Origin of the sequence: Nostoc sp. DedQUE07 (assembly GCF_034530975.2) — a bacterium.
Taxonomy (GTDB): domain Bacteria; phylum Cyanobacteriota; class Cyanobacteriia; order Cyanobacteriales; family Nostocaceae; genus Nostoc.
Genome location: NZ_JAVRCC020000068.1, coordinates 1 through 26,772, shown reverse-complemented (window position 1 = coordinate 26,772; position 26,772 = coordinate 1). Strand labels below are relative to the sequence as shown.

Sequence of the window (26,772 nt, the reverse complement as noted above, 5' to 3'; positions counted from 1 at the left end):
AAAAGTATCCATTTGCGGATATTTTTATTAACTCCGCTAACGAACTTTAGAATTATCTATATATATTATTAGCCAAAACTTGTATTTGAAGTCTGGGCTATTTTAAGATGACTATCCAAGCATGATGAAATATTCACGCTCGGTTTACAGCAATTTTCTTGAGATCCGCTAAAGCTGTAGTTTTTGCAAACCAATCAAGACCAGGTTAATAAGTATTATTATCCAATTGAACTTATTTAAATAATAGGTTCAATCCTATGGCTGGCAATGGTTTTATAACCGATTTACTAATATTTTTATCGAGTTGTTTTACATTCTAGTTAATGGTACTATTTTCTAGTGACTCGATAATAATAAAGGTTTTAAAATAATATCGGGTGAGGGGTAACACCCCTCAAAAATTAACCAAAGGGGACAAAACTAAAAGCTGCACAATCCACAAGTAAGTATCTGAATACATTCAGTAAATTTAACCTATAAATAGACTAAATTAGCAGATGACACGAACGACAAAAAATAGTATAAATACGAATGGTGCTAGTACCGCTCAAAGATAAATATATTTTTTCTGTTAGTCTAAAAAAATATGCAAACTTCCCGGAAATTGCCTAATTCAACAGTAGTAAGAAATATAAGCGTGTGAACCAAGAAAATTCATTTACTTATGGATTTTTATCTTTTGTAAACATCTCACACCGCTCTATTGCTAATAATTGGCCACAAGCAATTCAACCTTTTCAAAAAGGCTAGTGCAGTCTGTACGCCTCAATTGAAACACCAACAATCGCAAAAAAAGAAAATAGTTTACTTCATCCAGGATAACTAAAACTATGATGAATCATGACATTGCTGGTATTAGTAGTAACTTAGATAAGACAGTAAAAGCTCAACAATTTGACAAAGTAGTTGAGGCAATTCTTGCCGGGAAGTATTCCTGGGCATGTGTTTTAATGCTGCGATTTGGTGGTTATAATCCTCTCCATTACATTCCATATCGCACCTATAATCGATTGCTCAAAGAAAATTCTCAAGCCGATAGAACAAAACAACAGCAAACTGAAAATCTAAAAATGCTGAAACACGCTCATGATTCTCGGTCTGAGAATAATGTGTCATCAAGCTGCTTAAGCAAAATTAAAGACCTAGCTTATCTAGAAGTAGCTAGAAAGCAAAAAGCATAAATCCTTGGTGGGAGTTTAGACCAGAGATTGACATAGCAAATTAACGAACATCAATCAAGCACATCGCCATTAAAACCAGAAAATGTTCAAGACGTTTCCTTGAAATCCTGTGGATTCAATTAAAAAGTATTTGGAATCAATAGATTCTGCTCTAAAGCTGATTGATTATCTGAAAGCCTGCGATGCTAATTTAAAATTTATAGCATGGCAGGTTTTCTATCGCAGTCATTAATTTTATAGATTTGGCAAAAATCTGCCAAAATGGCAAATATATACTAATGATATTGGTAAACTAATAACAACCACAACTTCAACCAAAATAGAGGTGATTTGGCAAGCAAGTTAATTTAAAAAATAAAATCAACGATTAGTTCTAACTATGAAATAAATCAAACTGATTACAAAAGTAGTCAGCATTTCATGGAGTAAATAACTCCTAGACCAAGACCAATAATTCAACTGTTACTACTGGTGGTTCTTTTTCTGAGGAAGTCTGAGCAAAGAGAATTTGGGGAGGTGGATTCCCCCAAGCCAAATTTTACACAGCTTTCACTGACTGCAGACGGTGCGAGTAATGCTCATAAAACTTTCTATCCTGTGATTGGTGTTGCTTTAGTTAATAAAGCAAACGCTTAACATCAATTCCAGGAACGGAAATAGAAAAGTTGCGGTGAAATTGTTGTCCTTGGCTGATAGAACTAGTAGCTTATACGCTTCTCTTTCGGCTATTGTAATCCTAGTCCTCCCAACCGGGATTATCTTTAGTTTCTAAACTTTCAATTTATATAACACTACTGGAAGTTCAAAACTTGAATAGCTTCCAGTTTTTTATCTGTATATAAAAAAAATAAGCTAGGCAAATTGCCCACCTTATTTTTTGTGAAAACTAGACATTTGGTGAAATTTATCTAGAATCCTTGTAGAGACCTAGCACAGCTACGTCTCTACATTCTTTTTGACTTCCATATTTAATAATTGGTTAATTCAAAAAGGAATTAAACCTTAGCTAATTCTGGAGTAGGACTCTTGCTGTTGCGAATTGCTGTAATAGCCTCAGCATAATCTTTAGCATTAAACACAGCTGAACCAGCGACGATCGCATTGGCTCCCGCTTCCAAAACTTGCCAGGTATTATTTGCCTTCAGCCCCCCATCCACTTCAATCCAGGGGTCAAGACCGCGTTCATCACACATTTGGCGTAGCTTGCGGATTTTGGGTAACACACCAGGGATAAAGCTTTGACCACCAAAACCAGGGTTGACGCTCATAATTAGTACTAAATCACACAAATCTAGAACATATTCAATTAGCTCTAGAGGGCTACCAGGATTAAGTACAACTCCAGCTTTCTTACCAAGCTCTTTTATTTGCCCCAAGGTGCGGTGTAGGTGTGGAGAGGCATTATGCTCGCAGTGTACGGAGATAATATCGGCACCCGCTTTAGCAAATCCTTCTACATACTTTTCTGGCTCCACAATCATCAAATGGACATCCAGAGGCTTAGTTGTAACCGGACGAATCGCCTCCACAATCAGAGGGCCTATCGTAATATTAGGTACAAAACGACCGTCCATTACATCAACATGAATCCAATCTGCTCCGGCTGCGTCTACGGCGCGAATTTCGTCACCCAGACGGCTAAAATCGGCTGATAGGATAGATGGAGAAATTACAATGGGCTTTTGAGATAGGTTTTGGGTCATGGCTAGTGGGTTTTTAAGCGTCCTCGTCTGTAAGCATTGTAACAAAGCATTGAGCAAGACTCATAAGTTTGATCCCGGTCTTTTTGCAGGAGTAGAAAGCAGAGGGAAAATAATAACTCCGAATTCCTAGCTCCTAACTCCTAACTCCTAACTCCTAACTCTTGACCAATGACTAATGACAAATAACAAATGACTAAAAAACTAACCTGGATAATTTGGGGATTAACTGCTTCTTGTCTGAGTGCGCCGGTAATTGCTTCGGCTTTAGAGTCTGCTTTGGGAACTAACGGTATTGATGCTTTGAAGCTACACCAAGCTCCTTATAATTTAATCGGTCGCAAGATTGCTATTGGTCAAGTGGAAATTGGTCGACCGGGAATGTTTGGGTGGGATAAGGCGGTGTCTAAAAATCGTGCCATATCTTTAGCAGCGGTTTTCTTACGCAATGGCCCAGCTAAGTCTAATACTGGTGTTGACCCCCACGCCTACAATGTCGCTGGTGTGATGGTGAGTCAAGACAAAGCTTTGCCAGGAGTTGCGCCGGGAGCGCGATTGTATTCATCAGCAGTGGGTTCCACTAAAAACATGGGTCAGCCAGAAGAGTGCTTATCGGCACAGCACATAGCGCTCCAAAATGGTGGTGATGTCCGTGCGATTAACTTTAGCTTTGGGGAACCTCTGAGCCGCGATCCTCGACCGGAAGCTACTTTAGACGGCAATGCTTTATTAACTTTATGTGTTGACTGGTCTAGTCGCGCTCATGATGTTTTGTATGCGATCGCAGGCAACCAGGGCAAAGGCGGCATTCCTATTCCTACAGATAATTTTAATGCAATCAACGTGGCTTTTTCATCCCGCCGAGGGGGAGTTTTTAACAAAGTAGACGTGGCTAATCTGGCGGGTGTTAACCAAGGGGTGAATCAAAGACTAGCTGGAAAGGAATTTGACCTTGATGGGCGTCGCGCTATCAGTTTAGTTGCTCCTGGTAATAATATTCCTTTGCTCAATCCAGATGGCAAATTGAACAAGGTTACAGGTACTAGTTTTGCCGCGCCTCAAGTTACAGCTACCGTTGCTCTGTTGCAGGAACTTGCAGACCGACAGATGCGGACAAAACAACCCCACTGGAGCATTGATTCTCGGCGTCATCAAGTGATGAAAGCTGTATTGCTGAATTCAGCAGACAAACTTCTAGATAGCGGCGATGGCTTAAGGTTGGGAATGACTCGGACGCTAATTGATAAGCAAAATCAAAACTGGCTAGATTCTGATGCTTATAAAGATCCAAAGATTCCCTTAGATGCCCAAATGGGAGCGGGTCATTTGAATGTATTTCGCGCTTATCAGCAATTTAATGCTGGTCAATGGCAAGCATCAGCTGCGGTACCGGCTATTGGTTGGGATTATCGCACAGTTGATGTTGGAGCATCTGTTGACTATATATTAGCAAAACCGTTAAAGCAGGGAAGTTTTGTTGCTGTCACCCTGAGTTGGGATCGATTGGTAGAACTCAACGATAAAAATAAAAACCAGCAATATGATGTAGGCGAAAATTTTCGCGATCGCGGCTTAAATAATCTCGACCTATACTTAGTAAAAGCTGATGCTCAAAATTCGGAAGCTGGTGCTGTTTGCTCCTCAATCAGCCAAATTGATAGTGTAGAACATATTTTCTGCCCCGTTACTGCTACTGGCAATTACAAAATCCGCGTCCAATTTCGTCAAAAGCTCAATGAAGCGACTCAACCCTACAGTTTAGCTTGGTGGAGTGTACCTATTAATTGAAATAAGTTAGCACAAATATCTGTGTAAAATTACAGCGTTTTTCTCGTTCCTATACAGAGCATGGGAACGAGATTTCGTGCCTCTGAGAAATGTTATTCGATCTATAAAAACCTCACAGAAGTGGTTATTTTTGATCGCGTAGCTTACAATACGTTTATACGTAAAGATAAAAATTCTTTAAGAAAAAAATTTTTTATAAGTCGTCTGTATAGCCGTCTCAATCAAGAATTAGCAACTCCACAAGTTGTGTTTAATTACTCTAAGCTACTAATTTGCTGTTACGAAAACTGTAACAGTCCCATTTTTCTATTGGAGTAAATGCAATAGTTAATCATTGACACAGTATCTGCGTCAACTCTGAGCACAAATCGGGAATCTTTGGCAAGTGAGGTAGCAAAATGAATCGCCATAAATTGAGTGATGCGAAAGAAAATTTCCTGCAAAGACGTTACGGTGTTAGTCTAGGCAGACGTTATGCTTTGGCAGCTGCAAGCGTTGTTCTATTCAGTGTATTAGGGTGTTCTCAAGTCGATAGTAATAAAAGTGCCCTTGCCCAATCTAGTTTACCTCAGCCAGAAACTCCATTGCAAAAAAAAACAGCCAACACTGATACAAAAATTGTTGAGTCTAGCAACAAGTTTGGCTTCAAACTATTTTCAGAAGTTCTGAAAAACGATCGGGGTGATAAAAATATTTTTATCTCACCTTCGAGTGTTGCGATCGCTCTTGCTATGACTTATAACGGCGCTAGCGGCTCGACTCAACAAGCAATGGCAAAAACCCTGGAATTACAGGGGATGACTCTACCAGAAATCAACTCTTCTTATGCGGCGGTATTAAAACAGCTTTTAGACAATTCGGATACGAAAGTGCAATTGAAAATTGCTAACTCACTTTGGGCAAATCAAAAAGTTAGCTTTGCACCAGGCTTTCTCAAAAGAACCCAGGACTTCTATCAAGCCAAAGTCAGCAATTTAAACTTTCAAGATGCCGCCGCATCTAGCATTATCAATAATTGGGTCAAAGAAAATACTAACGGTAAAATCACTAAAATAGTTGAAAAAATTGAACCAAATCAGGTATTATTTCTGATTAATGCCATATATTTTAAAGGTAATTGGAGTAACGAGTTTGACAAGAAAGAAACTGCTCCATATCCTTTTTACATCACATCTAACAGGCCAAAACAACACCCAATGATGTCACAAGAGGGTGATTATAAATACTATGAAAGCGAAAAATTTCAGGCAGTTAGTTTACCTTATGGTAAAGATGGTAAGATAAGTTTTTATATATTCTTACCCAAAAAGAATTCTAACCTCAAAACATTTTATCAAAACTTGAATGTTGAGAACTGGGAAAAATGGATGACTCAGTTCAACAATCAAAAAGGGTTTATTCGCCTACCCCGCTTCAAAACAGATTACGAGATTACACTCAATGATGCTTTAAAAACTTTAGGTATGGGGGAGGCTTTCAGCAACAAGGCCAATTTTTCTGGCATGGGTAAAAATTTTGCCATTAGCCAAGTTAAGCATAAAACTTTTGTCGAAGTAAACGAAGAAGGCACTGAAGCGGCCGCGGCTACTTCAGTGGGAATAGTAGCAACATCTGCAAGACAAGAACCAGAACCATTCCGAATGATTGTCGATCGTCCCTTCTTCTGCGCCATCAGGGATAATCAGACGGGAAATATTTTGTTTATGGGTTCAATTATCGAACCACAATGAGGATGTAGAAGGGATTGAAGACTTCATCTTTAAAAAAAAACTTCCAACAAATAAAATTTTCAGTGGAATATAAATGATTAATTTACATTCATTGTATATGCGGATAGTAATTTTTATAAATCATTATCTGTAAAGGTAACTATCGATGGTGAAAATATTTTTATTGATGGGGAAAATTCTAACCTCGCGGCATAATCATCTGTTTGTGATAGTTCCAGTTCAATTGTTTCTTGGTCTTTTTCATCAAAAAGCAACTGAATTTGATAACTTGTCCAGAATTGTTCGCCTAGTTCATCTTCTAAATCAAAAGGCTGTTCTTCATCACCCCATATATTCGACCAAAGGACTATTTGATTAGCCCGAAAATGGTTTTGACCTTTTGTATCTCCAACTACAAAATATACTTCGACATTTAAATTAAATCCCAAATCATCGACTTCTGCCTCTGCTATTTGACAGCTAACGACAATTAAACTATCTGGGTTAATATCTACTACTTGCTGTTGGCGTTGTAATAATTCTTGAAATACAAAACTAGGTAACAACTTTGAACTCTCCTCAAGTAAGTTTTTTTGAGTTTCTGGAGAGTAACGAGTTTTTAGTTCTTGCGCGATCAAATTTAAAATATCTTTACTAGCTAAATTAACAACTATCTGTTTATTTGCAGGATTAAGGAAACATCCTTGATTAAGATTAATGTGTTTTTTAATTGACATAGTTCTCTAAAATCCTTTGAATGCGAACGGATAATTCACAAATCAAGCTCAAACAAAGGTAAGGAATAAATATTACTTTAGCTTCTGTTCTATATCTTTAGCAAGACAACAAAACCATGACTAAAGTCACAGATCAAACATACACAAGATAAACAATAATTGTTAAATTAGTAATGATTTGCAATAATTGTCCAGTTAAAAGGTTCGATTTCTATCGGGACTTGTGACTGATTTTTCTTACTCTTTCAGCAACATCGTTTTTTTATGTGTAGATTAATTGGCTATCTTGGTAACGCCATCCTCTTAGATGAGTTGCTGTATAAACAAGAGCATTCGCTCTACAAACAAAGTTACAGTCCTTTGGAATTAAAATCAGGAGTAGTTTGTGGAGACGGAGTAGGTGTAGGCTGGTACGACGAAGTGGGTAAACCTTTTATTTACCGAAATACTATCCCGTTGTGGAATGAACCGAATCTGGAAGAGTTGAGCAACTATGTACAATCCAGTTGTACTGTAGGCTATGTCCGATTAGCTGGGACAGGTGAATCGCTCGACATTAGCAATTGTCAGCCATTTCGTAGTGGGAAACTTTTGTTTGTGCATAATGGCGAGATATCAAACTTTCAACAAACTCTTTGTAGACCAATACGTGAGAGCCTTTCTGATTCCACATACCGCCTGATTAAGGGCACGACTGACTCTGAACACATTTTCGCCCTACTAATGGAAATATGGCAGTCGTCTCCAGACAGCACTCTGTTGTCAGCATTAAGTAAAACAGTTCAAAAATTGACTAAGTTGGCATCAGAACACGACACCAGCTTTAGTGCCAATGTAATTGTCAGTGATGGTCAAGCAGTTGCAGCAATTCGCTATGCTTATCGCACACAAGCCCCTACTCTTTATTGGTCTTGCGATCAACTCAAGCAGCCAAACCAAGTTATTGTTGCTTCTGAGCCTTTATCCAATCACCAAAATTGGACTGCTTTTGGGGAGCAAACTGCGCTATTTGTTGAAGCCCAGTTATTACAGCCAACAATTAGCCTGTTAGAGAGATTTGTTCCTATTGGGGTTTAAATAAGCATTGCGATTTTGTGGAAATTGAGCTTTTCTTTCTAAAGTTGGTGCGATGCGAGACTTGCATTACTGTTACTTGTGCCAAAAGGTAACAGTTAGAGGCAAATCAGAGAGACAACATAAATCATCCGTCCTTTTAACTCCTTTGGGAGCTAGCGTCACCGATAGCGAACGCGAGTGCGTCTTGTAGAGAAGCGTTAGCGAGTCATCGGTGACGCAATCATCATTTCTTTATGGCTCTCTTGTACTCTGTCCGCCACTATACCCATATAAGCATAAGCTGGAGCGATCGCATACTTACTTATAATTCGTAAGGAATGCCCTGTTGCCTGATTCAATCCAATTTTAGTTACCCTGAATGACCCAAATAGTTTTATGATTCTCTACGAAAGTATATTTGAAATTATTTTAGGTCTACCACCAAAATATTCTCAAGCTGATTCTGGAACATGATAAATCACCTTTAAGTGATTCGTGCAATACTGGTTTTGAACCTTCTTCCAGGGTCAAATAAAGTACAGGGAGATGCAAAAGTATGGTTGAACACCCATTTCATGACCAACTGAGTTTAGAGGAACAAGCTGAAAAACTCGGCAAGCAAGCAGTAAGCTTGGGTTTGATTCCCAGCTTTGTAGTGCATTACTTTCCTGATACTTGGGTATTTTATATACCCAATGAAACTCAATCGGAACCGCTGACACCAGAAGAGGCATACTTCCGTTTAAAGCAACTGGTTAAACAGTAGATATTTTGACGACGAATATTTGAAGACAACGGCTAGACACTGCAATTGTTAAGTAACAGTAGTTATGGCGAAACCAGCAATTTTAACCGTCGATGACGATCCAGAAGTATTGCAAGCGGTGTCACGAGACTTGCGTCATCAGTATGGCGATCGCTTCCGCATTGTTCGGGCAGATTCCGGGATCGCGGCTCTGGATGTGGTGCAGCAACTAAAATTGCGGAATGACCCAGTTGCTCTATTTCTAGTGGATCAACGTATGCCCCAAATGGGAGGCGTGGAGTTCTTAGAACGAGCAAAAAGTATTTTTCCCGATGCGAAACGTGCCTTGTTGACGGCTTATGCAGATACGGATGCTGCGATTAAATCGATTAATAGTGCCAAACTTGATTATTACTTACTCAAGCCTTGGAATCCACCAGAAGAGAGATTATATCCGGTTTTAGATGATTTGCTAGATGACTGGCTAGCAGGATTTCGCCCACCCTTTGAAGGCATTCGAGTCATTGGTAATCGCTGGTCGCCTTTTTCACATCAGGTGAAAGACTTCCTAGCACGTAACCAGATTCCATTTAAGTGGTTAGATGTTGAACTGGAGCCGGATGCAGAAAAATTAGTGGAATTCGCCCAAGCTGATTGTAGACAACAATTACCCTTAGTGCTATTTCCCGATGGTTCCCGATTAATTCAACCATCTAATTTAGAAATTGCCGCCAAAATTGGGCTGCAAACTCAGGCAGAGCGTCCCTTTTATGACTTAGCGATCGTCGGTGCTGGCCCTGCCGGATTAGCAGCCGCCGTTTATGGCGCTTCTGAGGGATTGAGTACTGTCTTAATTGAGCGGGAAGCGCCAGGAGGACAAGCAGGTACGAGTTCGCGGATTGAGAACTATTTGGGGTTTCCGATTGGCTTGAGTGGCAACGATTTGGCAAGGCGGGGAGTCACACAAGCGCGGCGATTTGGAGTAGAAATTCTCACTCCTCAAGTAGTAACTGGGGTTCGATTGGAAGATCCTTATCGGGTTCTGCAATTAGCAGATGGTAGCGAGATTAGTTGCCATGCACTTTTAGTTGCAACCGGTGTTTCCTACCGTTGGCTCAATGTTCCAGGAGCCGAGAAGCTTACAGGAGCAGGAATTTATTACGGTGCTGCCATGACTGAGGCGATCGCCTGCACCAACGAAGAGGTTTACTTGGTAGGCGGGGCAAACTCTGCTGGACAGGCAGCAATGCATTTTTCTAAGTATGCCAGCAAAGTGATTATGTTAGTACGGGGTCAGTCACTAGCATCAAGTATGTCTCAATATTTGATTGACCAAATTGCTGCAACTGAAAATATCCAAGTTTGCACGGGTTGCAGCGTCGTGGAAGTCAAGGGAGAAGAATATTTAGAAGCAATTACCATCGCCCATACTAACACTGGACTAACCGAAACCGTGTCGGCGCGATCGCTGTTTATTTTCATCGGTGCTAGCCCCAAAACTGATTGGCTCGATGGCGTTATTCAACGCGATACTCAGGGGTTTATCATCACAGGGCCGGACTTAGCGCATAATGGCAAATCTCCTCGTGGTTGGTCTTTAGAACGCTCTCCTTTCTTATTAGAAACCAACATTCCCGGAATCTTCGCAGCCGGAGATGTCCGCTATGGCTCAATTAAACGGGTAGCATCCGGTGTGGGAGAAGGTTCGATCGCCATTCAATTCGTTCACCGCTACCTAAGTAATGTTTAGCTAAAGCAGCCAATACTAAGCTGTATAAAATAGACCTGCCTTAAAAATAGGGACTGGGGACTGGGGACTGAGGAAGAGATATTTTTATTGTTCCTTGTGAGTTCCACTCATAGAGTCTCTTGCAAAAGTTCTTTTTGCACTCTTGTGGGAAAAGGGAAAAGGAAAATAACAAACCTTTCCCCCTTTCCCCCGCCCCTTTTCCAGACAAATGCCAAGAAGTCTAATCTGCAAACCCTCTCCCTTGCTCCCCTGCTCCCCTGCTCCCCTGCCCCCTGCCTCCTGCCTCCTGCCTCCTGCCTCCTTCATTGACTTGCGTTGATCCCAATTACCCCGATGATGATTAAGGCGATCGACACAAGTTTGATGAATGTGGCAGATTCCCGAAACCAAATAATCCCAATAAGAGCTACTAGAATAGTTCCTAATCCAGCCCAGACAGAATAGGCGACACTTACTTCAAGTTTCTTGAGAGCAAAGGTCAAAAAAGTAAAACAAAGTCCATAGAAGACAAATATTAATACTGAAGGAACTATTTTAGTAAATCCCTGTGATAATTTCATGCAAGTTGTGCCTGAAACCTCAAAGAGGATTGCTAATATAAGGTAAATCCAACTTGTTGACATATTTTTTGGAAGTGGTTAGTTAAGAGCAACTGCCCTAAAAATAGAATAAACACTCCTGAAGGAACTCATTAAAAATTTTTACAAGTGTAATATCAATTCTCGATAAAGATGCTTTGGAGGGAAGGCGTAGCCGAGAGATAAATATATGCAGCTTCATAAATAAACAGTATAGGTATTCCAACATTTAAAACCAAACGTGCAGTAGTATAATTGAGGCTGATTCCGGGGCTTTATGGCGATGAAATTGCTCAAGCATTCGAGCAACATCTGCTGTAGTGTGATTGTGTTTTTGTCCTACTAATGGTACAAGAGATGACGGCTCAATTTGAATACAGCACTCTTGCCGATCCACAGGATATTCAACAGCTGATATATATCCTTGAGCAGTGTTTCATCAGCGGAGTTGGTGGTGAAGAAGCTTATATCAATCTCATTGGCGTAGAAAATTTCCGTATTATTCGGGGATTTGGGCAATTAGTTGGTGGATTGGCAACTCTGGATATGGGTCAATGGTGGGGTGGTGTGCGCGTACCAATGACAGGAATTGCCGTTGTGGGTATTGCTCCAGAGTATCGCGGTTCGGGAGCTGCGATCGCTCTCATGCAGCAGACGCTCAAGGAACTTTATGCTAGAGGTATACCGCTCTCTGCTCTTTATCCAGCAGTTCAAGGCTTGTATCGAAAAGTCGGGTATGAGCAGGGGGGTAGCTGGTGTAATTGGGAAATTGCAACTAAAAGTATCCAACTGCGGGAGCAACCTCTACCTTTACAACCAATAGTGAGTATCAATCATCAAGTCTTTCATCAACTATATCAGCAGCAGGCGAAACTAACGCATGGATATTTAGACCGACATCGAGCAATCTGGGAGCGCTTAATTCAACCAGATGAGAAGGAAACATTTTACGCATATTTTATCGGTACCAAAGATAAACCCGAAGGTTACATCCTCTTCAGTCAACATTCAAAAGAAGATGGCGCAATTTTGCGAATCAAAGATTGGGTAATTCTCACAGTTGCGGCTGCACAAACATTCTGGTCTTTTCTTGCCAGTCATCGCTCCCAAATTGAACACGTGCGATGGAGGAGTTCTGCAATTGATTCTTTGACATTGCTGCTACCAGAGCAAACTGCCAAGCTTAAGAATACGATGCGTTGGATGTTGCGGGTAGTAGATGTAGTCAAAGCGCTGGAGATGCGGGGTTATCCTTCGGGAATTGAAACTGAATTGCACCTAGATATTCAAGATCATTTGCTACCTGGAAATAATGGTAAATTCATTCTTTCTGTTGCCAATGGACGCGGTGAAGTTACAAAAGGTGGAAAGGGTGAGTTGCAGTTAGATATCCGAGAACTAGCACCACTATATACAAGTTTGTTCGCTCCCTACCATTTGCAAATAGCCGGAAAACTGCATGGGACAGAAACCGCTATTTCAGTAGCTACGCAAATCTTTGCAGGTGCCTCGCCTTGGGTGGCTGATTTCTTTTAATGGATGGATATCTGTTTACTCTGGGGCAGGGGGTGTTTTCGACGGTGGTTTATCAGCAAATACAACGGTATTTACATCAGTACAGGCGTGAGTACATAATACCTCACACCCGCACATCAAACCTACAACCTCGATTTGCTTGGACGAATTTCTGTACCACTTCTGCTAGTTCGGGGCTTTCCGAAGCCTGGCACTGCCCAATTAACAATCGGCAATGCTAGTTGACCCGCCGAAATAGCAAATGCGTTCGCCAAAATAACAAATGCGTACGCCAAAACAACAAATGCGTTCGCCAAAATAGCAAATGCGTTCGCCAAAATAACAAATGCGTTCGCCAAAATAACAAATGAGTTCGCCAAAATAACAAATGAGTTCGCCGAAATAGCAAATGCGTTCGCCGAAATAGCAAATGAGTTCGCCGAAATAGCAAATGCGTTCGCCGAAATAGCAAATGCGTTCGCCGAAATAGCAAATATAGCGGTTCTCAATTGCGTGAAATATAGACCTAACCCCCAGCCGCTTCTCTGGGTTTGCACAGCGTCTCGTTGGCGCACTTGTACTGAGCGTTCGCATAGCGTCTCGTAGAGAAGCTGAGTAGCCTCTCGTAGAGAAGAGAGGGAAGGGGAGTAAGCCTCAAAGGAGAAAGGTCAAAATATATTGCATCCAAACAAGAAGCGCTATAACCCTCTTCTGTCACTCTTTTCTGAAAAAGATATTTTAGCAGTCGTTAGCTAGTAAAGAGTGGGGAATAGGAAAAAGTTTTCCTTATGCCCAGATGCTCTGCTTGCCCAATTCAAAAAAATTGACTCCTGTAAGTATTGTGGGGTGGACATCTTGTCCGCCCTTGTTTATTATGGGCGCTCGTGTCGCCCACCCCACAAGTAGTAGTAATTTATTTATTGCTAATCCCTAAGCTGGAAACATAATTAATCCTTCGCTCGTCCTTGCGCTAGATTAACAATTTCTGTTGTTGTCAACTCACACACAAATAAAACTATCAGCGATTTACTTCTAATAAGTAATGATGATTTATCGTGCTTATCTAATCCCCAATATCATCTGGTAAAAATAACTCAACGGGATTTATAACTTTTTCTCCGGAAGTTCAGCACAGTCATCAGAAAACAATCTAAGTAAACCTGATTAGTTTCTCCTTACTTGCACACCCACATTCACAACATGAAATCACATCTACTGGCGATTGGTTTAAGCAGTTTGGTTCTAGTTGCAGGACAAGTTAAAGCCTCACAATTACAGTCTTGGTACTATGATTCTAGCCAAAACCAATTAGACCTAACTACCACTTCGGGAATAGAACCAAAAGCCTTTTTATTAGATAATCCGAATCGATTAGTGATTGACTTACCCGGAACTAATTTTAATTCCGATACTGTCAAACAAAGTTTTGGTAAGGCGGTGAAAGAAATTCGCCTCGGCAAACCAGACTCTCAAACCACTCGTTTTGTCGTCGAGTTAGCTCCGGGTTATGATGTTACTTCCCAAAATATATCAGTTAAAGGAGATTCCCGTTCTCATTGGATTTTCAAATTCAATTCATTTAATCGTCAAAGTAATCCCATTGTTGGGGAAAATCGAGAAGATATTGCCATCAAATCCACAGATGCATCGACATTTGCTGGAGTTGTAAATCTTGGTCAAGAAATGGTTGGTATTACTTCTCAGATTCGCAGTTTGCTAGCAAGTTATAAAACATTAAATCCGGGAATATTTTTCTTGGATTTAGATACAGGAAACTATATAGATATTAATGGCGAAAAAAGATTTGCTGCTGCCAGTACAATCAAATTCCCCTTATTAGTAGCTCTTTTCCAAGAAATAGACGCTGGTAGAATTAAACTTACCGATAAATTAGTGATGCGGCGCGATTTAAAGGTGGGCGAATCTGGAATAATGCAATACAAACCCATCGGCACTAAATTTAGTGTCCTAGAAACTGCTACTTTGATGATGACAATCAGCGATAATACCGCCACAAATTTAGTTCTCGATCGCTTGGGTGGTGCCGCAAAAGTTAGTCAACGTTTTCGTAGCTGGGGATTGCAAAATACAGCACTTCGCAATTTACTTCCAGATATCGGTGGTACAAATACAACTAGTTCTAAAGATTTAGTCAGATTAGCGGCGTTAGTTTCTAATAATCGTTTGCTATCCCCAACTAGCCGCGATCGAGTTTTAGGCATTATGCGTCATGTGAAAACCAATAGTTTACTACCAGCTGGTATCGGCCAAGGAGCTACTATTGCCCACAAAACTGGTACATTGAGATTTATCATTGGTGATGCCGGTATTATTCAAATGCCCAACGGCAAAAGCTATTTAGCAGGTGTTTTGGTGCAAAGACCAAACTACGATCCCAAAGCTGGAGATTTTGTCCGTGAAGTTTCCAGAAGAGTCTATAATTACCTAGACAATACCAAAGTTAGCAATATACAACCCAAATTTGGCGATGCCTCCAACGGGCTACGCCTACGCATTCGTTAGTCAAGCGATCGCAACTACTAGTCCACCACATCAACTTTGAAGAGTACTGTTAGCGGTAGCGGGACGTTTAGCCCGTGCTGAGTATTGAGTAATTTACTCTCAGCCAAGGTACTCACTACTCAGCATTGAGTAGGGTGAATAAGTTTGTAGTAAGAGGATGTTTGAAAAGTATTTTTGGTAACATTTAAGTCTCAGAAACCTAACCCCCCTAGCCCCCCTTCCCTACAAGGGAATGGGGGTTTCAAAGCCTCTCTCCGCTTCGGGGAGAGGTTTGGAGAGGGGTTTATAGTATACTTTGCGACTTTTCAAACAACCTCTAAGCTCGACTTTATCCATTTTTACGAAACCCAAAACCTGACACTGAAACCTTTGTGGGACGGTAGTTTTACTTTTTAGATTTAACCGATAATCAGTGACATGGAAAAAGTTTTTGCCAAAAAGCTAGGGTTTTTGCCGTATCAAAATAAGCAAGTTCTTAATTTTGGATAAAGTCGAGCTAAGGACTTTAGTCCTTACTACGAACTCCGCAATTGCACCAAATCGCAAAAATAGGGACGTACATTTGTACGTCCCTACATATCTATCTGTATTCAGGTATTTCGTCGTGAAATGAGATTAACTGAGAAAATTTGGTGTACCACCATTACCACTCCTACCAACAGCAGGAATTTCCACTGTGTCATCTGTAGCTTTACCAGTGCCGTCATTGACAACGTAATTAGTGTTACCCACATGTCCATTAGGGATAAACAATTGTGGATGGTCAAAGGGCGCTTTATCAAACCGAACTCGGTCATCAGTCAGTCCTTTTAAAAAGGCGACCAAGTCCTGTTTTTCTTGTGGTGAAAGATTTAGTGGTGGAAGTACTCCATAATCACCACCACGATTGTAAAAATCAATCACTTGCTCTAGAGTCGCCTGACCTCCATTGTGGAAGTAGGGAGCAGTTAGTTCCACATTGCGAAGTCCGGGTGCTTTGAAAGCTCCGTTTGCAAACACAGGTTCACTGGAATTCAACGGTGGATTGAGGGTTGGGGGGTTTTCGCCAAGGAGATCCTTAAATTTACCCAACTGAGCCAATCGTGCCTCTGAAAGCGGATTACGTTGACCTTTACTCTGCAAACCGTCATAACCACCCAAACCGGGGTCTTCTGTGGCTGGTCTGACACCGATATTGAAGAAACCATTGTCTTCGGGAGATTGTGAGCCAAACGGCGCACGTTTGATTCGTCCTTCTTTAGCCACGCTGCTGACTGAAGCCGCAGTTAATTCTACTCCAGTGTGGCAACTAATACACAGACCTTTGCCCTCAAACAGTCCTTTCCCTCGTTGCTGCTGCGCGGTTAGGGCGCTGGTGTTTCCTTCCAAGTAGCGATCGTAGGGCGTATCATAGGAAATGAGCGTAGACTCGTACAACTGAACTGCCAGCCCAAAGAATAGCGAGAAGTTGTACTCTAGCAATGTGTACTCATTAGTCGTCAAGGAGCGATCGGGCCTTTTAACAATAGTCCGTTTACCGTCAGAGTCAACTTGGATGAGGCGAGTAGAATTCCACCACTCCGGCTTGAAGGCATCTTGAATCATCTGCTCGTATGTTTTATCTTTAAGTCCAGGCTTAGGCGATCTACTATCTTTACCTAAAACGCTGTCTTGTGGATGCACAATCTGTTTAGCTAGGGGTCTAAGAGGTAATAACTTTTTCGCAAGTTTTCGGGGGAGCTTTTTACCCTTACCAGCGGTGAAAGATATTCTGTCAATTAGCCCCAACTTATCACTCCCGAACTTATCACCAATTTCTTCAAAACTGCGACCATCTGCGGATGACTCAAAAGAACTCAGTGGCGGCCCGACAGCTTGAGATGCCAAAGACGAGTTTTTGAGGCTGACTTTCACAAATTCTGCCCTAATTAGGTTTATAGCCTTGACGACAGTGGCGTTAGGATCTCTTAAACCGAAAGGGTTCACCCCATTAAAGATATCTTGTGCCCTTCCATCCCAAAAGTTGCGAAAGTTGAATGCGGCATTAATCACGGTTGGCGTGTTACGCGGCTCAACGCGCCGCACATTGATACCTTTTATGTTAAACACCGGATCTGGCTCAGTTGTAACTTTGTCTTCTGCATTACCAAGTGTGACATCCACAAACTTCGTATTGAAGATCCCCTGAGAAGAACTGACATCGTTACGGTCAGATACAACAGTCTTAGGATCGTTGGGGTTTGACAGCTTGTGGAAGGGGAAATCTCCTGGTTTAAGCTGATAGTTTGGTAGTCCGCCGACATTGAAAACTGAATCTGGATTCTCTGTACCATCGGCGTTGACCCGCAAAAGCCCAGGAGCAATCTGATTTTTGGATCTATTGTCGGCTCCAGCATGAAAGTGACAACTAGCACAGGAGGTCTTTCCATCGCTCCCAATCTGCATATCCCAAAAAAGAGTCTTTCCTAACTTGATTGCAGCTGTTTTGTCTGCTACAAAGTCTCCAAGATTGTCAGGTTCTGGAACCGATACGCTTTTGAGCGAAACTGGAGACGGGCCTGTAACTGCTGATACAGTATTTCCAGCTATTACCGCTGCCAGAATAATGGCAGCAATGGTTATAGTCCTTGAAAATCTCGATCTCAAGTAGTTAGGCTTGCCATATCTGAATCTCCACTCTTGCCCCTTTATTTTTGTCACCAAAGATTTGAGCAAAAATCGACCTCTTGAGGTCAGCAATAAGTAACATGATAAAGCGGTGGCGAAGATTACTAAGCTGATTATGGGTATAATCCCCATAGTTTTTTTCTAAAGTAACACCGAGATAAAGTATACATTTACGAAGAAGTTTTTAATTTAATATTCATGTAAAATGAACACGCAAATTACGAATTTTACGTGAACAAAAAAATACACCCTCTTCGGGCTACGAATCATAAATTAATTTGGATAAATTGATTATTTTATATTGAATTTGCATTAACTAAACTATTAATATATTTTATCGATAAGAGTTTGATAAAATGTTCAGATATTTAAATTAGATATAACTTACTTATCAGTCCTAATTTTTGGATATTTTAATGTTACTACATCAAAGTTCTGGTCGGTGGCGCTTAGGGCTAGCATTATCGCTATTGACAGTCTTCTTATGGGGAATTTTACCTATTGCTCTTGCAGTAATTCTACAAGTACTTGATGTCTATACCGTTATTTGGTTTCGTTTTTTAGTATCATTTGTATTACTTGCTGTGTATTTAGGGATACGCGGTAAATTACCAAAATTAGAACAATTGCGCTCTGGTTCTGGAAAATTATTAGCGATCGCAACAATATTTTTAGGGATTAATTACTTCTCGTTTACCCAAGGTTTAGCATTAACATCGCCTGCTAACGCTGAAGTTTTGATTCAATTATCTAGCCTTTTATTAGGTTTTGGAGGGTTAGTAATTTTTAAAGAACGTTATCGACTGTCTCAATGGATTGGCGTTAGTGTCATGATTTGTGGTTATCTTTTATTTTTTCGCGAACAACTAACGAATTTAATTACAGCACATGGCACATATATACTAGGTAGTGTTTTAATCGCGCTAGGAGCAACGGCTTGGGCTATTTATGCTTTGGCACAAAAGCAGTTATTACAATCTTTATCTTCCACCAACATCATGTTGATCATTTATGGAGGCTGTACTTTATTATTCACTCCTATAGCTAAAGTTAAATCACTTTTTATACTCGATAGTTTCCATTTAGTAATGTTAATTTTTTGTGCCTTGAATACTTTAATCGCTTACGGTGCTTTTTCTGAATCATTACAACATTGGGAAGCATCACGAGTAAGTGCAGTAATAGCTTTAGCTCCCATTGTGACATTAATAGCAGTCGCAGTTGTATCAGTTATTGCACCTGATTGGATACCACCAGAACACTTCACCCTTACAGCAATATTGGGAGCAGGTTTAGTAGTTACAGGTTCAGTAGCGATCGCACTTGGGAAAAGCTGATTAATCGCCATATTTTTCAGAAATTTTACTGGATTTTTCAGCTAGTGAATTTGTGCAATATTCAAAGCTACAACATAAATACTGAGGCAGACTATTTTTTATTTGTTATGATTTAATAGTGAAGGCAAACTACTGAATTCATCTAGATACTTTACTCATCTGCGTGACTTTGTAGGATTTAATTGTTGACTTGATAGCCGAAAAAACCTTGAAGAAGAATTCAAAAATCAAAATTCAGGAGTCAGAATAAATTACTAGGGCATTGGGAATCACTACTTTTTTGACTACTAAATCTTAGATTTAGTGGAAATTATAAACCCATTTATACCCTTTATTTTAAGCCAACTACATTCGCAAGTCATACATTAATTCATCCTGAATTATAATTACTGACTCCTAAATTCTGTTTTGATAAAATTGAGGCTAATAACTTTAAGTAAACCAAGCAGGGCGCCCGAATAACTACCAAAGCCAACACCCGATAAAACCAGACCACCGAAACAGTTGAGCGATGAATAGTTTGTTTGGTAATTGGGCCAGCACCCTCAGAAAAAATTCTTTATTGCTGGTTCTTTCAATGGTGCTGCCAACGTTTGGAATTAGTAATTCTGTTTTGGCAGCAGAGCGGATTTATGCATCTTATTCAGCTTTAGAGCTTTCTATTTCAGTCAGGACTTTAGAGAACTACGCCAAAACAGGTGTAATTAACGAAGACTTAGCAGCCTATCAGCGATATCTGCCTTTAGAACAGCTTCAAGAATTACGGCAGATTTTGCTTAATCGTGTGAAAGTTAGTCCAGTAGTAGTTTCGCAACTTCTCTACACACCCCAAGGAGAATTTTTACTGCATCGATTGGCGCAAGTGATTAAAACCAATCAGCCAGAACCAGGATTGAGTACTTTGCGTTCGGCGCTAATTTTAGCCTCTGGGGAATCGGGAGGTTTGACACTTTTAAATGTGTTGCGTAAATATCCCACCAGCAGCATTCGCCTTGATGTCGCCGAGACTTTTGAAATAGCTACGGAATTGGAGAAACTTGTTAACCAAACCCATCTGGCGATCGCAGCTGTTTCCCAAAAGTCTAAAATAGAAGCTGAGAGCATTTCTCAACCAAATTTCTCGCAATTGCCCGATTTAAAGGTTCCGGGAAAATTTAAGTCGCAAAAATACATCCTGAAGTTTTTCGACTCAACCCGCAATCGACTTTTATTGACTGATGTTTACATTCCCAATGTCCAAAAGGCTGCACCGGTAATTGTCATTTCTCACGGCTTGGGTTTAGACAGCAGTAACTTTCAATATTTAGCCACTCACTTAGCTTCTTACGGATTTGCTGTCGTTGTTCCCAATCACCCTGGTAGTGATGCGAAACAATTACGTTCTCTCTTAAAAGGACGCGCTATTGAAGTAGCAGAACCAAGCGAATTTCAAGACCGACCTTTGGACATAACATATATACTGAATCAATTGCAAAAAGGTAATCAATCTGATTCACGGTTTAAAAGTCGCCTAAATCTGCAACAAGTCGGAGTATTTGGTCAATCTTTGGGAGGCTACACAGCCTTGGCCCTAGCAGGCGCTAAAATCAACTTTGAGCAGCTAAAACAAGACTGTCAACCAGCAGCACTCCAAAATACCTGGAATATGTCTTTACTGCTCCAGTGTCGCGGTTTAGAATTGAGCATCAGCAAGTCTGGCAAAGATTATAACCTGCGGGATGAGAGAGTAAAAGCTGCGATCGCAGTTAATCCCATTACTAGTTCTATTTTCGGCAAAGCTGGCTTAAGTCAAATTAAAACTCCAGTGATGATTGTCAGTAGTAGTGATGATACAGTTGCCCCAGCTTTATCCGAGCAAATTTTACCTTTCTCCTGGTTAACAAATCCCCAAAAGTATCTCGTCACGCTTGAAGGTGGCACACACTTCTCCATCATTGGCAATGCAAACCCTGCAAATCAACAAGTAGCATTACCTGCTGATATGATTGGTGATGCTTCTCAAGCGCGTCGTTACATGAATATTTTAAGTTTACCTTTCTTCCAAACATACATTGCAGGCAGGCCGCAATACACACCCTACCTAAACGCCGCTTACACTCAAAGCATTTCTAGTAAGCCTCTTGGCTTGAGTCTCGTTAAGTCATTGAATACAACTGAATTAGCACAATTATTGGATATCAAAGCAGCCAAACTCGTTCAAAAAAAAGTTCCCAACACCATAGTCAGCTTCGGATTTTGGATGTTGGATATTGGTGTTGCGTTGCTGCATGTAATGATTTTTATTTGATTTGTACAGACGTAATTAATTACGTCTGTAGAGTTGATTTTCACCTTTAGAAAATCAGAGGCTCAATTTTTGCTACGGAAGCCTTGCCACGTTATTAGACCATCCTCTAATTATTTTCACTTACATTAGTAACTGTAAAAAGCGTAACAAGCACAGATAGATACGATCGCATTCATACTTATCAGCATATACTTTAAAGAAATATGACATTTAATTACGCTATTTTAAAACTAGCTTTACATAAGTTAAGTTATGAGCCAGCCGGAATATACTACAGCCCAAGCTAATGCCCTGACTAACCACGATCGCAAACCTATTCACATACCTGGCTCTATTCAACCTCATGGCATTCTCCTAGCACTCAGTAATCAGCTAGAGATACTACAAGTTAGCAACAATACCCAAGTGTATTTGTGTAAATCTCCAGAAGATTTGCTCAGTCAACCTTTGAGCTATTTACTTGAACCTCAGCCAGTGGAAATTGTCAAGCAGTGCTTAGTCAAAAAGGTTGGCAGCGCTAATGCATTTAAAGTATTAATAAATACTTTGTATGGAAAAATATACTTTGATGCTATTGCTCATCGTACAGAAGAAGCTGTGATTCTGGAGCTAGAACCAACTGACTCGGAATTTGAGATGAGTTTCTTAAACTTTCATAGTTTTGCGAGTGAAGCGATCGCTAAAATGCAAAAGACATCCAATTTGGGAGAATTTTTGCATTTAGTAGCTGAAGAAGTTCAAAAAATCATCGGTTTCGATCGGGTGATGGTTTATCAATTTGACGAGTCAGAAGCGGGTTCTGTGGTTGCAGAAGTTAAACGGGAAGATTTATCACCTTATTTAGGACTCCACTATCCCGCTACAGATATTCCAGCGCAGGCTAGGGAGTTATACACGCGCTGCTTTCTGAGATTTCTCCCCGATTTGACTGCCGAACCTGTCAAACTAGTTCCAACGGAAAATCCGACAACACATCAGCATCTTGACTTAAGCTACTGTCTGCTACGGAGTTTTGATTGGTGTTGTACTGAATATCATCAAAATATGGGAGTGAAGGCTCTTTTGGTGATTTCAATTATTCAAGAGCAGAAACTTTGGGGATTAATATCCTGTCACCATCAAACACCAAAGTATATTTCTTACGAAGTCCGCAAGATGTGCGAATTTTTGGGACAGATTGCATCTTCAGAATTAGCACACAAAATTAGTAACTCGGAATGGGATTATAAAGTAAAACTCAAATCGCTACAGTCTGAGTTTCTAGAATCTATTTCCCAAGCAGACAATTTTATCGATGCCTTAATTAAACCGGAAATTCGCTTGCTCGATCTTGTTAGTGCTTCTGGAGCTGCGGTTTGTCTGGATAATGAAATTACCCTTGTGGGAACAACACCAAATATTGATGAAGTTCGGGCACTCATTGAATGGGCGAATACCCAAGTTAGTGACAATCTGTTTGCTACTGATTCTCTGCCGAAGCTTTACCAAGAGGCACTAGTATTTAAAGATACTGCTAGTGGCTTGTTGCTACTGCGGATTTCTAAAATTCGGCGCTATTATATCCTTTGGTTTCGCCCTGAAGTTCTTCAAACGGTACACTGGGCAGGAAATCCACAAGAATCCATGCAAGCACAGGCAGACGGTAGCTATACCCTGTCTCCCCGAAAATCCTTTGAACAATGGCAAGAAACGGTTAGATTAACTTCTCTACCCTGGAAACCTTGCGAACTTGACAGTGCGATCGCTTTGAATAATGCGATCGTTGGTATTGTACTCTCGAAAGCGGATGAATTAGCTAAAATCAACCTGGAGTTAGAGCGTAGTAACCAAGAACTAGCATCCTTTGCCTACGCCGCTTCCCATGACCTCAAGGAACCTTTGCGGGGCATTTATAACTTTTCAACAGTGCTGCTAGAAGACTATGCCCAAGTATTAGATGATGACGGAATGGAGTGCTTGCAAACAGTAGTATCCTTGTCTGTACGCATGGAAACTCTGATTAATGCTCTGCTGCGGTTATCGCAGTTAGGACAAGCACAACTGCGCTTGCAAGCAACTGACCTCAACGAATTACTCAACCAAGTAATCGACATTTTTCGTGCTAGTCGCCAAAACTCTGGGCTTGTAGATATCCGCATTCCTCGACCTTTACCAACAGTTTTGTGCGATCGAGTGCTGGTTAATGAAGTCTTCAGTAATCTGCTTGGTAATGCGTTCAAATATAACGATAAGACAGAGCAATGGGTTGAGATTGGCTACTTAGATGAGGGACTGGGGACTAGGGACTGGGGACTAGGGAAGATTTTTCTTAACCCAATCTCCAATCCCCATTACCCCTTATCCCCAGACGGGGCCCCACCTTCCCCAATATTTTATATCCGAGATAACGGCATTGGAATTCCCCAGCATCACCTAGAAACTATCTTTAGATTATTTAAGCGGCTCCATTCCCAGCAAAAGTACGGTGGAGGAGCAGGTGCAGGATTAGCTATTGTTAAGAAGATTGTTGAGCTTCATAACGGTCACATTTGGGTTGAATCTACCGTAGGCGTTGGCTCAATTTTTTATTTTACGCTGGAATAGTTTAAGATAATGACTAAATATATATTTTTGTTAAGCTCTTTTAATACCACGAATGACAAAAAAACTTCATGAACCGCTGCTCGTTGTTGAGGACAGCAATGAAGATTTTCGGATGCTGCAACGTCTGATGCGGCGTATGTCCGTCCAGAATCCCATACACCGTTGTACGAATGGGGATGAGGTTTTAGAGTTCCTTTATCAACAGGGAAACGATGCCTACGCTAAGGACGAAGACCTACCCAACTCAAAAGTAGCATTACGACCCTCTGTAATCTTGCTCGATCTCAATTTGCCAGGTATTGATGGGCGTGACATTTTAGATCGGCTCAAGCAAGATAAGAGTTTCAAGGGAATTCCCATCGTTGTTTTTACCACATCATCTAACCCCAAGGATATTGAATTGTGCTACCAAAAGGGCGCAAATGGATATCTGGTAAAACCGATGGATGCTCAAGAACTAAAAAAGACGATCCAGGCATTTGTAGACTACTGGCTTGAAGCTAATACGCCGCCTGTGTTGGATTAATTTATTTATTTTTTGTCGATCTAGCAGTAGGGAAAAAGGATAATAAAAAAGATGGCTCAGAGGACACAGAGACATTTTCCTCTTTGAGTCACTGTGTCTGTTTGTCTCTGTTAGATTCCTTTTCCCGATTTTTCTATTTTTTGACTATTTGGTATTTCTTTAGGATTACTAAAGAATTTAGATTTTATTTACAGTTATTTTATATTATTTTTAGAATTATGCAAGAAAACACAATCTGGATAAAAGGGATCTATATAGCTCCCTGATCCTCATAACCTTATGTTGGACACATGGACGCTACTTATCATCGATGATTGTGCCGCAGATCGGAAAATCTATCGTCGATATCTTTTGAAAGATCCGCACCAGTCCTACCAGATTTTAGAGGCAGACTGTGCAGAAGAAGGACTTGCTTTGTGCCAAAAAGTACGCTGTGATGTGATTTTGCTGGATTTTTGCCTACCTGATATGAGTGGGTTAGAATTTTTCGATCGCATCCAGCAGGAGATATTTAAGACTTCTGTCCCTGTGATTATGTTGACAGGGCGCGGTGATGAAGAAATCGCTGTGCAGGTAATGAAACGGGGTGCTTTGGATTACTTAGTCAAGCAAAATCTGACACAGGATGTGCTGCAACTAGCAGTCCGCAACGCCATTAAGCAGTCGTGCTTGCAAGCCCAACTGCTCAAAACTCAGGAGAGACAACGCCTAATTGCCACAACTGCTTTACGAATTCGCCAGTCTCTTAATCTAGAACAAATTTTGAATACGGCTGTAGCTGAGGTTCAGCAACTTCTGAAGTGCGATCGCGTGATGGTTTATCAGTTTGCCCCAGATACAGATGGTAAGATAGTCGCCTCATCAGTTGAGTCATACCGCACTGTGGCATTGTGCGATCGCGTTGGGGCTGGGACTGTGGAGCAGGGGAGCAGGGGAGCAGGGGAGCAGGGGAGCAGAGGAGAAGTTGCAGTAGGTCTTTCCCCTCTGCCCCTCTGCCCCTCCGCCCCTCTGCCTTTTGTGCCTAATTCCCAATCCCCAATCCCTTATATCTATGAGCTTGGCTTATGTAATTGTGTCAGCCTAAAAGAGCAATTTAATACTAAGGCAAATCTGGTAGTTCCGATTAATCTGAGCAACAATGGGAACCCAACACCCAAGCTTTGGGGTTTATTGATTGCTCACCATAATTCCGGGGAGCGACACTGGCAAACTGATGATGCAGAAATGCTCAATGAAGTATCAGTACAGTTAGCGATCGCTATTCAACAGGCGGAATTGTTAGCCCAAACTCAAGCAGCCCTTGCCAAAGAAAAGCAACTCAATGTATTTAAATCTCAAATAATTACAACGGTTTCCCATGAGTATCGAACGCCGCTAACTTCAATTCTGGCTGCGGCATCAACTTTGGTAAAACATAGCCAGCAACTAGATGAGTCCAAACAACACAGGTTCTTAGGAATCATTGAACAGAAAGCAAGGTATATGTCCAAACTTGTGGATAATATGCTTCTGGTTAACCAACTTGAACTGGAAAAACCCAAGTTTCAACCAATCTCAGTCGATTTACTACAATTTTTTTCTGACCTTTTAGAACAAGAGCGAGAAATAGTAAGCGATCGCCACGAATTGATTTTTAAAATTACTGGTAATCATCATGGATTTTGGGGCGATCGCGGACTTTTGCAGCAAATTTTTATTAACTTGATGTCCAATGCAATTAAGTACTCTCCAGATGGAGGTAGTGTAGAATTCCACCTGATTGGCAAAGAATCAGAAACCATTTTTTACATTAAAGACTGTGGAATTGGTATCCCGATGGCAGATCGAGAAAATTTGTTTCAATCCTTCAGCCGTGGAAGTAACGTTGACACAATTCCTGGTACAGGCTTAGGACTAGCGATCGCTAAAGCTTGTGTCGAGTTACATAGTGGCAATATTGCCTTGTCGAGTGAAGTGGGACAAGGAACTAAAGTTACAGTTAGCTTACCGAAATTATTCCCAATGGGTCAAAATAATTCGTAATTCGTAATTCGTAATTCGTAATTATTACCCCACACCTTAGCTCGACTTTATCCATTTTTGGCTACGGGTCATCACAAATGTAGGCGATC

General features: G+C 40.8%; 19 protein-coding genes. 13 read left to right on the top strand and 6 right to left on the bottom strand.

Annotation, left to right across the window (positions count from 1 at the left end; translation table 11 throughout):
- Nucleotides 1-830: 830 nt before the first annotated feature.
- Nucleotides 831-1,181 (top strand): HetP family heterocyst commitment protein, encoded by a 351-nt coding sequence (locus tag RMZ95_RS30665; protein ID WP_322684188.1) that lies wholly within the window; start codon nucleotides 831-833, stop codon nucleotides 1,179-1,181.
- A gap of 995 nt (nucleotides 1,182-2,176) precedes the next feature.
- Here RMZ95_RS30665 and rpe read toward each other — a convergent pair.
- Nucleotides 2,177-2,884, bottom strand: coding sequence for a ribulose-phosphate 3-epimerase (rpe, locus tag RMZ95_RS30660; protein WP_322684187.1), 708 nt, complete (start codon nucleotides 2,882-2,884; stop codon nucleotides 2,177-2,179).
- A 189-nt stretch (nucleotides 2,885-3,073) separates the two neighbouring features.
- Here rpe and RMZ95_RS30655 point away from each other — a divergent pair, with 189 nt between their 5' ends.
- Nucleotides 3,074-4,669 (top strand): S8 family serine peptidase, encoded by a 1,596-nt coding sequence (locus RMZ95_RS30655; RefSeq protein WP_322684186.1) that lies wholly within the window; start codon nucleotides 3,074-3,076, stop codon nucleotides 4,667-4,669.
- A gap of 398 nt (nucleotides 4,670-5,067) precedes the next feature.
- Entirely contained in the window at nucleotides 5,068-6,399 is a 1,332-nt protein-coding gene (locus tag RMZ95_RS30650) for a serpin family protein (protein ID WP_322684185.1), read from the top strand.
- Between the two features lie 113 nt (nucleotides 6,400-6,512).
- Here the strand turns inward: RMZ95_RS30650 and RMZ95_RS30645 are convergent, their stop codons facing one another.
- Nucleotides 6,513-7,115, bottom strand: coding sequence for a hypothetical protein (locus RMZ95_RS30645; protein WP_322684184.1), 603 nt, complete (start codon nucleotides 7,113-7,115; stop codon nucleotides 6,513-6,515).
- A 264-nt stretch (nucleotides 7,116-7,379) separates the two neighbouring features.
- On the opposite strand from RMZ95_RS30645, the gene egtC reads away from it, so the two are divergent.
- Nucleotides 7,380-8,192, top strand: a complete 813-nt coding sequence (gene egtC / locus RMZ95_RS30640) for an ergothioneine biosynthesis protein EgtC (RefSeq protein WP_322684183.1) — start codon at nucleotides 7,380-7,382, stop codon at nucleotides 8,190-8,192.
- A gap of 197 nt (nucleotides 8,193-8,389) precedes the next feature.
- Here the strand turns inward: egtC and RMZ95_RS30635 are convergent, their stop codons facing one another.
- Nucleotides 8,390-8,530 carry a hypothetical protein gene (locus RMZ95_RS30635; RefSeq protein WP_322684182.1) on the bottom strand — a complete coding sequence of 47 codons (141 nt, stop codon included), beginning with the start codon at nucleotides 8,528-8,530 and terminating at the stop codon, nucleotides 8,390-8,392.
- A gap of 197 nt (nucleotides 8,531-8,727) precedes the next feature.
- Here RMZ95_RS30635 and RMZ95_RS30630 point away from each other — a divergent pair, with 197 nt between their 5' ends.
- Both RMZ95_RS30630 and RMZ95_RS30625 read left to right on the top strand, forming a co-directional pair.
- A complete protein-coding gene (locus tag RMZ95_RS30630; RefSeq protein WP_322684181.1) occupies nucleotides 8,728-8,937 on the top strand; it encodes a hypothetical protein in 210 nt (69 codons plus the stop codon).
- A gap of 64 nt (nucleotides 8,938-9,001) precedes the next feature.
- Nucleotides 9,002-10,666, top strand: a complete 1,665-nt coding sequence (locus tag RMZ95_RS30625) for an FAD-dependent oxidoreductase (RefSeq protein ID WP_322684180.1) — start codon at nucleotides 9,002-9,004, stop codon at nucleotides 10,664-10,666.
- Between the two features lie 302 nt (nucleotides 10,667-10,968).
- Here RMZ95_RS30625 and RMZ95_RS30620 read toward each other — a convergent pair whose 3' ends face one another.
- On the bottom strand, nucleotides 10,969-11,289 hold the full coding sequence (locus RMZ95_RS30620) for a multidrug efflux SMR transporter (protein WP_322671199.1): 321 nt from the start codon (nucleotides 11,287-11,289) through the stop codon (nucleotides 10,969-10,971).
- A gap of 312 nt (nucleotides 11,290-11,601) precedes the next feature.
- On the opposite strand from RMZ95_RS30620, the gene eis reads away from it, so the two are divergent.
- Nucleotides 11,602-12,780, top strand: coding sequence for an enhanced intracellular survival protein Eis (eis, locus tag RMZ95_RS30615; protein WP_322684179.1), 1,179 nt, complete (start codon nucleotides 11,602-11,604; stop codon nucleotides 12,778-12,780).
- Between the two features lie 122 nt (nucleotides 12,781-12,902).
- Here the strand turns inward: eis and RMZ95_RS30610 are convergent, their stop codons facing one another.
- The gene (locus RMZ95_RS30610; protein WP_322684178.1) at nucleotides 12,903-13,334 is read right to left on the bottom strand and encodes a hypothetical protein; all 432 of its coding nucleotides are present in this window, start codon (nucleotides 13,332-13,334) and stop codon (nucleotides 12,903-12,905) included.
- A 625-nt stretch (nucleotides 13,335-13,959) separates the two neighbouring features.
- On the opposite strand from RMZ95_RS30610, the gene RMZ95_RS30605 reads away from it, so the two are divergent.
- On the top strand, nucleotides 13,960-15,282 hold the full coding sequence (locus tag RMZ95_RS30605) for a serine hydrolase (protein WP_322684177.1): 1,323 nt from the start codon (nucleotides 13,960-13,962) through the stop codon (nucleotides 15,280-15,282).
- A gap of 615 nt (nucleotides 15,283-15,897) precedes the next feature.
- Here the strand turns inward: RMZ95_RS30605 and RMZ95_RS30600 are convergent.
- Nucleotides 15,898-18,060, bottom strand: a complete 2,163-nt coding sequence (locus tag RMZ95_RS30600) for a cytochrome-c peroxidase (RefSeq protein WP_322685910.1) — start codon at nucleotides 18,058-18,060, stop codon at nucleotides 15,898-15,900.
- A gap of 284 nt (nucleotides 18,061-18,344) precedes the next feature.
- On the opposite strand from RMZ95_RS30600, the gene RMZ95_RS30595 reads away from it, so the two are divergent.
- From RMZ95_RS30595 to RMZ95_RS30575, 5 genes are all read left to right on the top strand, one after another.
- Nucleotides 18,345-19,265, top strand: a complete 921-nt coding sequence (locus RMZ95_RS30595) for a DMT family transporter (RefSeq protein WP_322685909.1) — start codon at nucleotides 18,345-18,347, stop codon at nucleotides 19,263-19,265.
- Nucleotides 19,266-19,776: 511 nt separating this feature from the next.
- On the top strand, nucleotides 19,777-21,552 hold the full coding sequence (locus tag RMZ95_RS30590; RefSeq protein ID WP_322685908.1) for an alpha/beta hydrolase: 1,776 nt from the start codon (nucleotides 19,777-19,779) through the stop codon (nucleotides 21,550-21,552).
- 252 nt (nucleotides 21,553-21,804) lie between these two features.
- A complete protein-coding gene (locus RMZ95_RS30585; protein ID WP_322685907.1) occupies nucleotides 21,805-24,135 on the top strand; it encodes an ATP-binding protein in 2,331 nt (776 codons plus the stop codon).
- A 52-nt stretch (nucleotides 24,136-24,187) separates the two neighbouring features.
- Nucleotides 24,188-24,661 (top strand): response regulator, encoded by a 474-nt coding sequence (locus RMZ95_RS30580; RefSeq protein WP_322671192.1) that lies wholly within the window; start codon nucleotides 24,188-24,190, stop codon nucleotides 24,659-24,661.
- A gap of 279 nt (nucleotides 24,662-24,940) precedes the next feature.
- Entirely contained in the window at nucleotides 24,941-26,683 is a 1,743-nt protein-coding gene (locus RMZ95_RS30575; protein WP_322685906.1) for an ATP-binding protein, read from the top strand.
- The last annotated feature ends 89 nt before the right edge of the window (nucleotides 26,684-26,772 follow it).